At 57.1% G+C, this 12945-nt stretch carries 10 protein-coding genes; 5 read left to right on the plus strand and 5 right to left on the minus strand.

The features are described 5' to 3' along the window. The first annotated feature begins 69 nt into the window (after positions 1-69). The 3 genes from copA to ybaK all read left to right on the plus strand — a co-directional run bounded on the left by copA (position 70) and on the right by ybaK (position 4199). On the plus strand, positions 70-2589 hold the full coding sequence (gene copA / locus IB226_RS18640) for a copper-exporting P-type ATPase CopA (protein WP_192236690.1): 2520 nt from the start codon (positions 70-72) through the stop codon (positions 2587-2589). Positions 2590-2657: 68 nt separating this feature from the next. Next, complete coding sequence (locus IB226_RS18645) at positions 2658-3458, plus strand: TraB/GumN family protein (protein WP_192236691.1); 801 nt, start codon at positions 2658-2660, stop codon at positions 3456-3458. Between the two features lie 261 nt (positions 3459-3719). Further along, positions 3720-4199 (plus strand): Cys-tRNA(Pro)/Cys-tRNA(Cys) deacylase YbaK, encoded by a 480-nt coding sequence (gene ybaK / locus IB226_RS18650; RefSeq protein WP_192236692.1) that lies wholly within the window; start codon positions 3720-3722, stop codon positions 4197-4199. Here ybaK and IB226_RS18655 read toward each other — a convergent pair. Next, positions 4196-5065 (minus strand): LysR family transcriptional regulator, encoded by an 870-nt coding sequence (locus IB226_RS18655; RefSeq protein WP_110865658.1) that lies wholly within the window; start codon positions 5063-5065, stop codon positions 4196-4198. The genes ybaK and IB226_RS18655 overlap by 4 nt on opposite strands. 90 nt (positions 5066-5155) lie before the next feature. On the opposite strand from IB226_RS18655, the gene IB226_RS18660 reads away from it, so the two are divergent. Then, positions 5156-5587 (plus strand): multidrug/biocide efflux PACE transporter, encoded by a 432-nt coding sequence (locus IB226_RS18660; protein ID WP_192236693.1) that lies wholly within the window; start codon positions 5156-5158, stop codon positions 5585-5587. A gap of 50 nt (positions 5588-5637) precedes the next feature. Here the strand turns inward: IB226_RS18660 and ushA are convergent, their stop codons facing one another. Next, a complete protein-coding gene (gene ushA / locus IB226_RS18665; RefSeq protein ID WP_192236694.1) occupies positions 5638-7389 on the minus strand; it encodes a bifunctional UDP-sugar hydrolase/5'-nucleotidase UshA in 1752 nt (583 codons plus the stop codon). Between the two features lie 459 nt (positions 7390-7848). Here ushA and ybaL point away from each other — a divergent pair, with 459 nt between their 5' ends. Beyond that, a complete protein-coding gene (gene ybaL, locus IB226_RS18670; protein WP_137385295.1) occupies positions 7849-9537 on the plus strand; it encodes a YbaL family putative K(+) efflux transporter in 1689 nt (562 codons plus the stop codon). Between the two features lie 197 nt (positions 9538-9734). On the opposite strand, the gene IB226_RS18675 is transcribed toward ybaL, so the two are convergent. The 3 genes from IB226_RS18675 to adk all read right to left on the minus strand — a co-directional run bounded on the left by IB226_RS18675 (position 9735) and on the right by adk (position 12820). Next, the gene (locus IB226_RS18675; RefSeq protein ID WP_192236695.1) at positions 9735-11036 is read right to left on the minus strand and encodes an inosine/guanosine kinase; all 1302 of its coding nucleotides are present in this window, start codon (positions 11034-11036) and stop codon (positions 9735-9737) included. Positions 11037-11094: 58 nt separating this feature from the next. After that, positions 11095-12054, minus strand: a complete 960-nt coding sequence (hemH, locus tag IB226_RS18680; protein ID WP_137385293.1) for a ferrochelatase — start codon at positions 12052-12054, stop codon at positions 11095-11097. Positions 12055-12175: 121 nt separating this feature from the next. After that, entirely contained in the window at positions 12176-12820 is a 645-nt protein-coding gene (adk, locus tag IB226_RS18685) for an adenylate kinase (protein WP_008103865.1), read from the minus strand. Between the last annotated feature and the right edge of the window lie 125 nt (positions 12821-12945).

The raw sequence follows: 12945 nt of genomic DNA on the forward strand, positions 1-12945 counted from the left end.
GAAGGTTTAGGCTGTAGTTCTAATGCAAATTTTGCATGCAGTCAAAATCATTAGCCTGAGGAGTACACCATGTCACATACCCAACTGCTGGCGCTGGACGGCTTGTCCTGTGGCCACTGTGTAAAACGCGTCAAAGAAGCGCTGGAGCAGCGCAGCGATGTTGAACAGGCGGACGTCACGCAGCAAGAAGCGCGCGTGACCGGTGCGGCGAGCGCCAGCGATCTGATCGCTACGGTTGAACAAGCCGGTTATCACGCGGTGCTGAAAGACGGCGCAGCCAGCCCAAAGCCTGATCCGTTGACAGCTACAGAGCCGCCGCCGGAGGCGCTGACAACGGAGTCGCAACCGGCACAATCCACTGAAGCTGAGCTTCCTGTGCATCATTTACTGATTGGCGGCATGAGCTGCGCCAGCTGCGTAAGCCGCGTGGAACAGGCGCTGCAAAAAGTGCCGGGCGTCAGCCAGGCTCGCGTCAATCTCGGTGAGCGCAGCGCGCTGATCATGGGTGATGCAAGCGCCGAAGCGCTGGTGAGCGCGGTCGATCAGGCTGGTTATTCCGCCGAAGTGATCGAGGATGAACAAACCCGCCGCGAACGCCAGCAGGTTAGCGCGCAGCACGCCATGCGCCGTTTTAGCTGGCAATCGGCGCTGGCGTTGCTGCTCGGCGTGCCGATGATGGTTTGGGGCATGCTCGGCGACAACATGATGCTGAGCGCAGATAACCAAACGCTGTGGCGCACGCTCGGCGTGATTACCTTGCTGGTGATGGTGATGGCCGGCGGCCACTTCTATCGCAGCGCGTGGCGCAGTTTGCGTCACGGCACAGCCACCATGGACACGCTGGTGGCGCTGGGAACCGGCGCGGCGTGGCTCTATTCGATGAGCGTCGCCCTTTGGCCCGAATTCTTCCCGCATCAGGCGCGTCATCTCTATTTTGAAGCCAGCGTGATGATCGTTGGCCTGATCAATCTCGGCCACGCGCTGGAGCAGCGCGCACGCCAGCGCGCCTCGCAGGCGCTGGAACGATTACTGGATTTAACCCCGGCGCAGGCGCGGGTCATCAGCGATCAGGGTGAAACGCTGTTGCCGCTCAGCGAGGTTCAGTCCGGCATGACGCTGAAGCTGGTCACTGGCGATCGCGTACCGGTGGACGGTGAGGTCGCCAGCGGTGAAGCCTGGCTGGATGAAGCGATGCTGACCGGTGAAGCAGTGCCGCAGGCCAAACAGCCGGGAGATAAAATCTTTGCCGGTACGCTGGTACAAGACGGCACGCTGCACTTTGTGGCGCGCGCCATCGGCAGCCACACCACGTTGGCGCGCATTATCAATCTGGTGCGTCAGGCGCAAAGCAGCAAACCGGATATTGGCCGACTGGCGGATCGCATCTCCGCCGTATTTGTGCCGGTGGTGGTGGCGCTTGCGCTGCTGAGCGGGGTGATTTGGTATCTGGCGGGTCCGCAGCCGCAACTGGCTTACACGCTGGTAATTGTCACCACGGTGCTGATCATCGCCTGCCCTTGCGCTTTGGGTTTAGCCACGCCGATGTCGGTGATTGCGGGCGTCGGGCGCGCCGCAGAGCTGGGCGTGCTGGTGCGTGACGCCGATGCGCTGCAGCGAGCCAGCGAAGTCGATACTATCGTGTTCGATAAAACCGGCACCCTGACGCGCGGCACGCCGCAGGTCAGCGATGTGGTGCTGTATGGCGAGTGGAATCGCGAGCAGGTGCTCAGCGCGGCGGCGCAGATGGAGCAAGGCTCCAGCCATCCGCTCGCCAAAGCGATTCTTGAGGCTGCGCCTGCGGTGAACGCCGAAGCGGTTAAGCAATTTCGTACAATACGCGGCAAAGGCATCAGCGCTACAGTGGTAAACAGAACGCTGCTGCTGGGGAATCAGGCGCTGCTGGATGAGCAGCAGGTTGATTACCGCGCCGCGCAGGACGATATCGCGCGCTTCGCCGCACAAGGCGCAACGCCGGTGCTACTGGCCGACAATCAGCAGCTGCTGGGATTGATCGCGCTGCGTGACAGCTTGCGTCCCGAGAGTAAAGCGGCGCTGCAGCGTCTGCATCAGCAAGGTTATCGCCTGATTATGCTGACCGGCGATCACCAGAAAACCGCGCAGGCCATTGCCGCCGAAGCGGGTATTGATGAAGTGATTGCCGGCGTGTTGCCGGATGGTAAAGCGCAGGCGATTAAGCAGCTACAGCAGCAAGGCCGCAAAGTGGTGATGGTCGGCGACGGCATTAATGATGCGCCCGCGCTGGCGCAGGCGGATGTCGGCATTGCAATGGGCGGCGGCAGCGATGTGGCGGTAGAAACCGCCGCCATGACGCTGATGCGCAACGATCTGCACTGCGTCGCCGATGCGCTGTCGATCTCCAGCGCTACGCTGCGCAATATGCGGCAAAATCTGTTGGGCGCCTTTATCTACAACAGCCTCGGGATTCCCATTGCGGCCGGCGTGCTCTATCCGTTTACCGGCATGCTGCTGAGCCCGATTGTCGCGGGCGCGGCGATGGCGCTGTCATCCATTACCGTGGTGAGCAACGCTAACCGTTTGTTGCGCTTCAAGCCCGCGCAACGGCAATAGCCATTCCAGCCCTGTTTTTCATGAGATGAAATCGCTAGCATGGTTTTTTGCCTTAAAAAGGACAGGGAATGAGACACGGTCTGTGGCACAGCATCCAACAACGGATCGCGACCCTTTTTCCGCCCAGTTACAGCTGGCCGGCCATGGATATTCAGCTGGGCGATCGTCGTTTGCATTTGGCGGGCAGCATTCACATGGGCACGCGCGATATGCAGCCGCTGCCTGCCGGGCTATTGCGCCAGCTGCATAAAGCCGACGCGCTGATTGTCGAAGCCGATATCACTCAAGGCGAATCGCCGTTCAGCAATGATGATGAACATCCGCCGCTGGCAATGCGACTCGACGACGACGTGCTGCAGCGCTTGCAGGCCTTGTGCGATGAGCTTTCGCTGTCACTGAGCCTGTTCGATACGCTGCCGTTCTGGCAGATCGCGCTGATGTTGCAGGCGCAACAGGCGCAGCGGCTGGGATTACGTCCGCAGTTTGGTATCGATTATCAGCTGTTGCAGGCGGCCAAAGCGGCCAACAAACGCATTATCGAGCTGGAAGGTCCGGAAACGCAGATCGCCCTGCTGAAATCGCTGCCGCAGGATGGTTTGCCGCTGTTGCTGGATACGCTGGAACACTGGCACACCAACGCGCGCCTGCTGCAAACCATGATCAGCTGGTGGCTGGATGCGCCGCCCACCCAGCAACCGGTGGCGCTGCCGACCACCTTTAGCAGCGAGCTGAACGACACGCTGATGCGCAACCGCAACCAGCACTGGCGCGAGCTGCTGCTGGCGTTACCGAAAGGGCGTTATGTGGTGGCGGTGGGCGCACTGCATCTGTATGGCGATGATAATTTGCCGGGACTGCTGAAGAGCTGATTTATGCACATTTCTTAGCGGCGCAATTTATTGCGCGATAAATCGCGCCGCTACGGGCTTGTGCGGTTGATTAATTGTGCGTTCGGCAGAAAAAAAGAAGGCCAATAATACTATTGGCCCGTCAAAGAGGAATTTGTTTATGATTTTGGTTATCACCAACAATCTCTTGCTAGCGCGGGCCAATTCTCGCGCAAAGTTCAGAATTTCGCCACTGTTTTTCCATCAAAACTGAAATAAGAATTTTCCTAACAAGGACCGATCATGACGCCCGCGGTAAAACTTCTGGAAAAACAAAAAGTCACCTTTACCCTGCATCCCTACCACCACGATAGCCACGAAACCAATTTTGGCGACGAAGCGGTGCGTAAGCTTAATCTGGATGCGCGCCAGGTGTTCAAAACCTTGCTGGTATCGCTCAACGGCGATGCTAAAGCGCTGGCGGTTGCGGTAACGCCGGTCTCAACCCAATTGGATCTAAAAAAGGTCGCCAAAGCGCTGGGCGCGAAGAAAGCGGATATGGCCGATACGCAGCTGGCACAGCGCGTGACCGGTTATCTGGTAGGCGGCATTAGCCCGCTGGGACAGAAAAAGCGTCTGCCAACGGTGATCGATCGGCAGGCAGCGGAGTTTGCCACCATCTTTATCTCCGGCGGCAAACGCGGGCTGGATATCGAGCTGGCCGCGCAAGATTTGTCTCGCCTGCTGGATGCGCCGCTGGCCGACGTCGCACGGCGCGATTAGTCGGGCTGCTGGGCGCAGAGTTGATCGATCATCCAGCGCCCGGCCGGTCCCGGCGGATTACGCCGCGACCACACCACATCAACCGCGATATGCTGCGGCCAGCCCGGCACCGGCAACTCCTTCAGCACCTGATGACCAAACTGCTCCACCAGCCAGCGCGGTAATATACTCCAGCCAAAACCCTGCTCTGCCATCTCTAACAGCAATAAATAAGATGGCGCCGACCACACGCGTCCGGCGGGCAAGGGATCGCGATTTTGTACCCAGGTATTGAGTCGCAGATGCCGCAACTCACCTAACTGCCCTTCACTCACCTGCTGAGCCTGCGACAGCGCATGATCCTGATGAAGGTAAATCGCCATCTGCGCCCCCACTTGCAAGCGTGCCACCGCCAAATCCGGCGGCAATTGTGGCTGCGCCCGCACCACGCCAAGGTGCACGCGCCCGGCTTGTATCAAATCTAATGCATCAGCATCCTCGGCGATCATGCATTCAAAATCGATATCTGGATAACGCACCTCAAACCGGTTAAGCAGATTTTCATGGTGATCCGCTTGCCAAAAATCGGAGATCGCCAGGCTAAGGCGCGGTTCTACGCCCTGCGACAAGCGCACTGCCAGCTCATCCAGCCGCTGGCTGGCGGCCAGAATCTGCTGCACCTGCGCAAACGCGCGCTGGCCATGCTCGGTCAATATCGGATTACGTCCGCTGCGATCAAACAGCGTGAAACCCAAATCGTCTTCCAGATTAGCGATCGCGTTACTGATGGTGGACTGGCTTTTAGACAACGCGCGCGCCGCCGCCGAAAAGGATCCGCTGGCCACGGTTTGCACAAATGCCTCAAGGGATTCCGGGGAATATTTCATGTTGAACCATCGCTTTTATCGATAGGTGATCATTTTATCTTAGCATCACCCAGTGCGAAAATAGGGGTTATCACCAATAAGGAGGTTTATATGCGTACCCGTTCGCTGAAAGAACGTTTTTGTCATGCCGCAGGCTTTGAAGGGTTAGCACTTATCACTGTTGCGCCGCTGGCTGCCTGGATCATGGAGAAACCGCTGTTTCAGATGGGCGCGCTGGCGATTATGCTGTCAACCGTCGCCATGCTGTGGAACATGATCTATAACACCGGCTTTGACCGCATCTGGCCGCCGCAGGTGAAACGCGGATTCGGTTTACGCGCCATGCATGCGCTGGGCTTTGAAGGCGGTTTTATCCTGATTGGCTTGCCGATTGCCGCCTGGATGCTGAATATTTCGCTGCTGGAAGCCTTTGTGCTAGAAGTGGCGTTCTTCCTGTTCTTCCTGCCCTATACCATGGTTTACAACTGGATGTGGGATAAGTTGCGCCACCGTTGGGTGACGCAGAAATCCTGTCGGGCCTGATGTGCGTATAAAAAGTGGTCGCCATAAATGGCGACCTACGAGCGCAGAGTTCAATGTTGTGCGGCGCGCGGCCAGATCCACGCCAGAATCATTTGCGGGTAGCTTGGTTTGCGTTGCTTCTCCAGCGCTTTGTTGCGCTCTTCAATTTGTGCTGCCGTCAGATGCACAATCCCGCCAGGTTGATAATCCGCTACCTTCAGCGGTGAATGCTGGCTGACATACTCACGCAGCACATCCGCATCGCGCTGCCCGCTGTTGCTGAAGCCAGCATGGGTTTCAATGTTCGGATAACCATCGCCGCCGCTGGCGTTAAAGCTGTTAGTCGCCATGCGGTAGGTTTTATCCTTTTGCAGCGGTTCGCCATTAATCTTCACGTCGCTGACGCCTTTACCATCCGCCACCAGGCTGATGTTGCTGAACTGCGCGAAGCCGCCGGAGTCCACTTTAATATTGGCAACCGTCGCCAGATAATTCAGCACTTCATTACCCTTCAGCGTCACCGACACCACCTGATTGCCAAACGGCTGCACCTGCAACAAATCGCGCCAGCTGAGATTACCCTGCGCCAGCGAAGTGCGAATGCCACCGCCGCTCATCACCGCAAAGTCCGCTTTGGTCGCCGCCATTTGGGCGCGCAAAATTAGCTGCCCAAGATTGGTCTGCTCAAAGCGTACCTTGTCGCGCTCACCGACAAACACGCCGTCGCTGCTGCCGACGTTGACATCCAGTTTCTTGCCAGCACGCAGTTGATACGGCGTTAACAGCTTCATCATCGCGCTGTTTTTCGGGATCTCTTCCTGCCAGGTGAGCCAGGATTCGCTGCCATCAAGATTTTTTACCTTGTGCTTGAGGTTGACCGGGATCAGCTGGTAATTCTCCAGCGTCAGCTCGCCATTGCGGAAGGTGAAGTCGCCGCGCCCAACAAATTTGCCCCACTCTTTTGCCTGCATGATCCACACGCCGTTTTGCCGATCCGGCTGGCAGGGCTGGCCTGGCTGATAATCTTTTACGCTGACGTTCTCTTTCTCCATGCACACCGCATCCTGTGAATGGCCGCCAATGATCACGTTGATGGTCCCCGGCGGCAGGCTGCGCGCCAGCTCCACGTCGCCCGGCGCATTGCTGCCGTGCTGACCGTCGTCGTAGTGGCCCATGTGTGTCAGCGCGATGATCACATCAGGCTTTTCGCTGGCGCGTAGTTCCGTCACCGCTTTTTCGGTCTCTTTCACCGGATCGCGAATATCAATCGTCGCAATGTTTTCCGGATTGGCGATGCGCAGCGTGTCGGTGGTGGTCAGGCCGATCACCGCAATCTTCAGCCCCATGCGGTTAAAGGTTGCCCACGGCTTAAATAAGCGCGTGTCGGTGCCTTTTTGATAGATGTTGGCCGAAAGGAACGGAAATTTGGCCCACTTCTGCTGCTGTTGCAGCACGCTAAGCGGTTTGTCGAATTCGTGGTTGCCCAACGCCATGGCGTCATAGCCCACCAGGTTCATGCCGCGAATGTCGGGTTCAGCATCCAGCATGTCTGACTCTGGCACGCCGGTGTTCACATCGCCCGCCGACAGGATCAGCGCGCCGCCACCTTTGGCCTGCACATCGTAGCGCTGTTGATCCATCAGCGTTTTCTGTGCCGCAAGGCCATATTCGCCCTGTGCGTTCGGCCAGTAACGACCGTGATGATCGTTGGTGTGCAGAATGCTGAAACGATAACTGCGATCCGTTTGCCACGCCTGCGCCAGCATCGGCAGCAGTAACACTGTCAGCGCCAGCCAGCGCCCTTTTCGCGGTGATAAAAACAAAGTCGATCTCCTTATTCTGCGTTTTTCCACTTAGCGGTGGACTTAATGTGCGTTATCGCCCTTCTGTGTCGCACAGATGGCTGGCTAACTCAAGATGAAACACGCATTGCATCATGGCACAGCGTGACGACCAGCGTTTTTAAATTCGCTTCAAGCTGGGACTGACAACCCAATTCTACACCTGGCGGTGACTTTATCGACTTAGGACCGCTTTAACCGTAACAACCCCTGCTGCGAAGCCAATTTCCCCCTGCAACTATTTTTTCCGCGCCACCCTTCATTCTGCGTAATTCCAGCCGATATCGTGAGATAACTGACGAAAATGGAGCTTCAGCTGCGTTTTAGTCTCATTTTTTCAATTTAGTGGGCTTTAACCGCTCAAATGTTTAAACGCGGTAAGGAATTGTGCATTACACTAGGTTGTTACAAGCGGATACATTTGCACACAAGGAGACAGGCATGCATCACACCACACCGTTGATCACTACCATTGTCGGGGGACTGGTCCTCGCATTTCTCCTTGGTATGCTGGCAAACCGCCTGCGCATCTCACCGTTAGTCGGTTATCTTCTGGCTGGCGTCCTGGCCGGCCCCTTCACGCCAGGCTTTGTCGCGGATACCAACCTTGCCCCTGAACTGGCTGAACTCGGCGTTATTCTGCTGATGTTCGGCGTCGGTTTGCACTTCTCGCTGAAGGATTTGATGTCGGTAAAGTCCATCGCCATTCCTGGCGCCATCGCGCAAATCGCCGTGGCGACGCTGCTGGGAATGGGACTTTCATGGACAATGGGCTGGTCGTGGATGACCGGTTTGGTATTTGGGTTGTGTCTTTCCACCGCCAGCACCGTGGTGCTACTGCGCGCGCTGGAAGAGCGTCAGCTGATTGATAGCCAGCGCGGGCAAATCGCCATTGGCTGGTTGATCGTGGAAGATTTGGTGATGGTGCTGACGCTGGTGCTGCTGCCAGCCATCGCCGGCATGCTGGAACAGGGCAACGCCAGCCCAACGCTGCTGTTGTGGGATCTGCTGCTGACCATCGGTAAAGTCGTCGCCTTTATGGTGCTGATGATGGTGGTAGGCCGTCGCGTGGTGCCATGGATTCTGGCAAAAAGTGCCGCGACCGGTTCGCGTGAGCTGTTTACCCTTGCGGTGTTAGCGCTGGCGCTCGGTATCGCCTTTGGCGCCGTCGAATTCTTTGATGTCTCCTTCGCCCTCGGCGCCTTCTTTGCCGGCATGGTGCTGAACGAATCTGAACTCAGCCACCGCGCGGCGCACGATACCTTGCCGCTGCGGGATGCGTTCGCCGTCCTGTTCTTTGTGTCCGTCGGCATGCTGTTTGACCCGATGATCCTGATTGAGCAGCCGCTGGCGGTGCTTGGCGCGCTGGCGATTATCGTGCTGGGTAAATCTATTGCTGCCTGGCTGCTGGTAACGCTGCTGGGTCATTCACGTCGCACCGCGATGACCATTTCGGTGAGCCTGGCGCAGATTGGTGAATTCGCCTTTATTCTCGCCGGCCTCGGCATCTCGCTCGGCATGCTGAGCGAGGAAGGCCGCAATCTGGTGCTGGCGGCGGCGATTCTCTCCATCATGCTTAACCCGATTCTGTTTAGCGTGCTGGAACGCTACCTCGACAAAACCGAGACCATAGAAGAACAGACGCTGGAAGAAGCGATCGAAGAAGAGAAGCAGATTCCGGTGGATATCTGCAATCACGCAGTTTTAGTAGGTTATGGCCGCGTCGGCAGCCTGCTGGGGCAAAAGCTGATGGAAGCGGATGTGCCGCTGGTGGTGGTGGAGAACTCCCGTCCGCGCGTTGAAGCGCTGCGCGAGCAAGGGATCAAAGCGGTGCTGGGCAATGCGGCACGCGTGGATACCATGGAACTGGCGCGCCTCGACTGCGCCCGCTGGCTGCTGCTGACCATTCCGAATGGCTACGAAGCCGGTGAAGTCGTGACGGCAGCGCGCGAGAAGCGTCCGGACATTGAGATTATTGCCCGTGCGCATTATGACGATGAAGTGGCCTACATAATGGAGCGCGGCGCGAATCGCGTAGTGATGGGCGAGCGTGAGATCGCTAACAGCATGTTGCATGTGCTGGAAGAAGAGATTGCGCAGAACCCGATTGTACGTGAGTGCCCAATTTAAGTGAGTGTGGTCTTTAGCAAGGTCGCCATTAACGGCGTAATGCCGATCAGTTAAGCACCTTATCAAATCACCGCACATTCCGTAGCGGCGCGATTTATCGCGCAATAAATTGCGCCGCTACAATGTGTGCTCTCGGTAATTAAGGGTTTTCATGCCTTAACTGACGAGCATTACGCCATGAACGGCGACCTTGCGTTTTATCTGTCCCAATACGACTCTTCTAAGCTGTCTTCCCGCTCCGGCAGGCCGCGCGTCAGGCGCGGTGAATGCTGGTTCAGTACCTGATAACTTACCCGGTTCGCGTATTTACACACCTGTGCCAGCGACGAATAGGTCAGGTAGGCGCGGCCGTGTTTGCTGGAGTTCGGCACTTTTTGGCGGTGGAAGTTGTTAGCGGTGATGTCATGCAGCAGCGCCGCCAGCGCACCATCGCCCGCGCCATTGGTGTTCATGATCTTCTCTGGGCCGCCCATATATGGCGCGATATGCGAGAAGATGCGCAGCGGCTGTTCGCAATCCTTGTGGCGCATCGCGCGGCTAAATTCATATTGGTTGAACTCAGCCAGCGCGCCCGGCAGCAGCGGATGGTTGGTTTTGCGCTTGTACTCCTCTTCAGTGAAACCGGCCATGTACAAACCGGTTGGCCCGGCGGTACACAGCACCAAATCCACCCAATCCAGCGCCATATTCGACGCCAGTAGCGGATCCTGCTCGCCGGTCAGCGCAAAGGCTTCTTCTTCGTTCATCGCCACAATTGAGACGTGATCGCGCAGGAAATCGCGCCAGAACTGCGGATTATCCTGAATCACGTATTTGGTGCCGAGCGTCAATACCACCGGCACGTTGTGTTTTTTGGCGTAGTCGATGGCGCGTAAAGTGGCTTCCGGCATCGGTTCGCCCGGCTGACAGCGCACCAGATAGGAAGTCAGCACCAGCGCCGACGCGCCCGCAATAACCTCTTCCGGAATGCTGTTGGCCTGCAGCTGGTTCATCAAGCCGGGACTGATGGCAAAGGTACGCTCGCCCTGCTCGCCAATCAGCGTAAAGCAGCGGCCAATCGCGCCATCGACGCCCTGCAGGAAGTTAAGATCCATGCGGCTGGAGGTGTTGCACAGGTAGCGATAGGCGTAGCCGCCGATCTGGATGTTATTGCACATCACGCCGAGCAGCACCGAGCGGTCATCTGCCAGCACCGAATAGTTATGCAGGGTATTTCCGATGGTGCCACCGGCAAATTGATGGCTGATGAGCGCTTCGCGCATCAGTTCGTTGTAGAGCGCCTCGGCGGTAGCATCGTCGATCACCAGCGAGTGACCGGCGCTTAAACCGTAACGCTGCAGAAAGTCGTCGTCGACTTTGGCTTCAATATCCACCAGCGTCTGGTCGATACCCACCACCCAACTGCCCTCTTCCTGCTCTTGCTGCGTGGCTTGCAGCAGCGGATCGCGCGCGTTGACGGGGAAATAGTGTTTGGATTTGCGTTTGCCGGGAAATTTCATCGAGAGTGCCGTCAGGGAAAATCAGGCAGAGAATGATATCACACTCTCTGCCACACCCTTAACGGCGCGCGTTGACCAGTTGCACCATCATTTCAATGTGCTCCGCATCGGCGTTGAGCGCAGGAATGTACTCGAACTTTTCGCCGCCGGCATGCAGGAAGATCTCGCAGTTCTCACCGCTGATCTCCTCCAGCGTTTCAAGGCAATCCGCCGCAAAGCCCGGACTCATCACCTGCACATGCTTGATGCCTTTGGCCGGCAAACTTTTCATGGTTTCGTCGGTGTACGGCGTCAGCCACGGCTCGCGACCAAAGCGCGACTGGAAGGTCATCATGATTTTGTGCGGCGCAATGCCCAACGCCGCGGCCAGCGCATCGGTGGTGTCTTTGCAACGCAGCGGATAATCATCGCCTTCATTGGCGAAACGCTGCGGAATGCCGTGATAGGACAGCACCAGAAGATCCGGTTCGCCATGCAGCGCAAACGAGCGCTCAACCGAGGCTTTCAGCGCGGCGATGTAAGCCGGATGCTCCGCGTAATCGCGGATAAACGCCACTTCCGGCAGCGAGCGCAGTGGTTTAAAGCTGGTGGCTAAGCCGTCCCATACTGCGGCAACCGTCGAGCAGGAGAACTGCGGATAGAGCGGCAGCACGATGAGTTTGGTCACGCCCTGATCCAGCAAGCGTTTCAGCGCGCTGTCGAGGCTTGGCTGGCCGTAGCTCATGCCCAGTTCAACCGGCATATCGAGGCGCTGCGCCAATGCGTCACGCTGACGCTTGCTGAACACCATCAGCGGTGAACCTTCATCCATCCATACGGAAGCATACAGTTTCGATACGCGTGGCGAGCGAAAAGGCACGATGATGAAATTGAGAATCGGCCACCACAGTAAGCGCGGTGTATCAACCACTCGTGGATCGCCGAGGAATTGTTTCAGATAGCGTTTAACCGCAGGTGTTGTGGGTGCGTCTGGTGTGCCTAAGTTAACCAGCAAAACCCCGGGCTTTTCTTGCCTCATGGTATTTCCTTGATGTCGAAACGAATGGGTCGAATGCAAAATCAGGGGGAAATTGTAGCGGAAATTAAAGGAGGGGAAAGCAATTGCTGCAAAAGGGCCGGACAACCGGCCCCTCAACGCATTAACCGAGAATCGTGGCCAATTGCGTGCTCACTTCGGCGACAGGACGCGTGCCGTCGATTTTGTGATATTCGGTGTTGCCGTCTTGCGCTTCTTTGCCGTAGTAGGCAATCAGCGGCGCAGTCAGTTGATGGTATTCCACCAGACGCTTACGCACGGTCTCTTCCTGGTCATCTTTACGCGTGGTCAGCTCTTCGCCGGTCAGGTCATCTTTACCTTCCACTTTCGGTGGATTGTAAGTGACGTGATAAACGCGGCCCGATGGCGTATGTACGCGGCGGCCAACAATACGATCCACAATCAGCTCGTCCGGTACAGCGAACTCCAGCACGTAGTCAACCTTGATGCCCGCTTCTTTCATCGCGTCAGCCTGCGGGATAGTGCGTGGGAAGCCATCGAGCAGGAAACCGTTTTTGCAGTCTTCCTGCGCGATACGCTCTTTAACCAGCGCAATCACCAGCTCGTCAGTCACCAGTTTACCGGCATCCATGATCGCTTTTGCCTGTTGGCCCAGTTCCGTACCTGCTTTGACTGCCGCACGTAACATGTCACCGGTGGAGATTTGCGGAATACCGTATTTCTCCATGATGAATTGAGCCTGAGTGCCTTTACCTGCGCCCGGAGCTCCGAGCAGAATAATACGCATTGCGTAATTCCCCTTGCGAATCGCATTGTTCAATCTGAGAAGGCGAAGAACATACCATTATGGCCCGCACACCACAAGGAAACGGGCGCGCTCGCCACGAAAGGTCTACTTTGACCTGCTTTGTC

Origin of the sequence: Pantoea sp. PNT03, from assembly GCF_014852515.1 — a bacterium.
Taxonomy (GTDB): domain Bacteria; phylum Pseudomonadota; class Gammaproteobacteria; order Enterobacterales; family Enterobacteriaceae; genus Pantoea; species Pantoea leporis.

Excerpts from the sequence above, each read along its gene's own strand:
- copA (WP_192236690.1), top strand. The coding sequence starts at position 70 with ATGTCACATACCCAACTGCTGGCGCTGGACGGCTTGTCCTGTGGCCAC.
- IB226_RS18645 (WP_192236691.1), top strand. The coding sequence starts at position 2,658 with ATGAGACACGGTCTGTGGCACAGCATCCAACAACGGATCGCGACCCTT.
- ybaK (WP_192236692.1), top strand. The coding sequence starts at position 3,720 with ATGACGCCCGCGGTAAAACTTCTGGAAAAACAAAAAGTCACCTTTACC.
- IB226_RS18655 (WP_110865658.1), bottom strand. The coding sequence starts at position 5,065 with ATGAAATATTCCCCGGAATCCCTTGAGGCATTTGTGCAAACCGTGGCC.
- IB226_RS18660 (WP_192236693.1), top strand. The coding sequence starts at position 5,156 with ATGCGTACCCGTTCGCTGAAAGAACGTTTTTGTCATGCCGCAGGCTTT.
- ybaL (WP_137385295.1), top strand. The coding sequence starts at position 7,849 with ATGCATCACACCACACCGTTGATCACTACCATTGTCGGGGGACTGGTC.
- IB226_RS18675 (WP_192236695.1), bottom strand. The coding sequence starts at position 11,036 with ATGAAATTTCCCGGCAAACGCAAATCCAAACACTATTTCCCCGTCAAC.
- hemH (WP_137385293.1), bottom strand. The coding sequence starts at position 12,054 with ATGAGGCAAGAAAAGCCCGGGGTTTTGCTGGTTAACTTAGGCACACCA.
- adk (WP_008103865.1), bottom strand. The coding sequence starts at position 12,820 with ATGCGTATTATTCTGCTCGGAGCTCCGGGCGCAGGTAAAGGCACTCAG.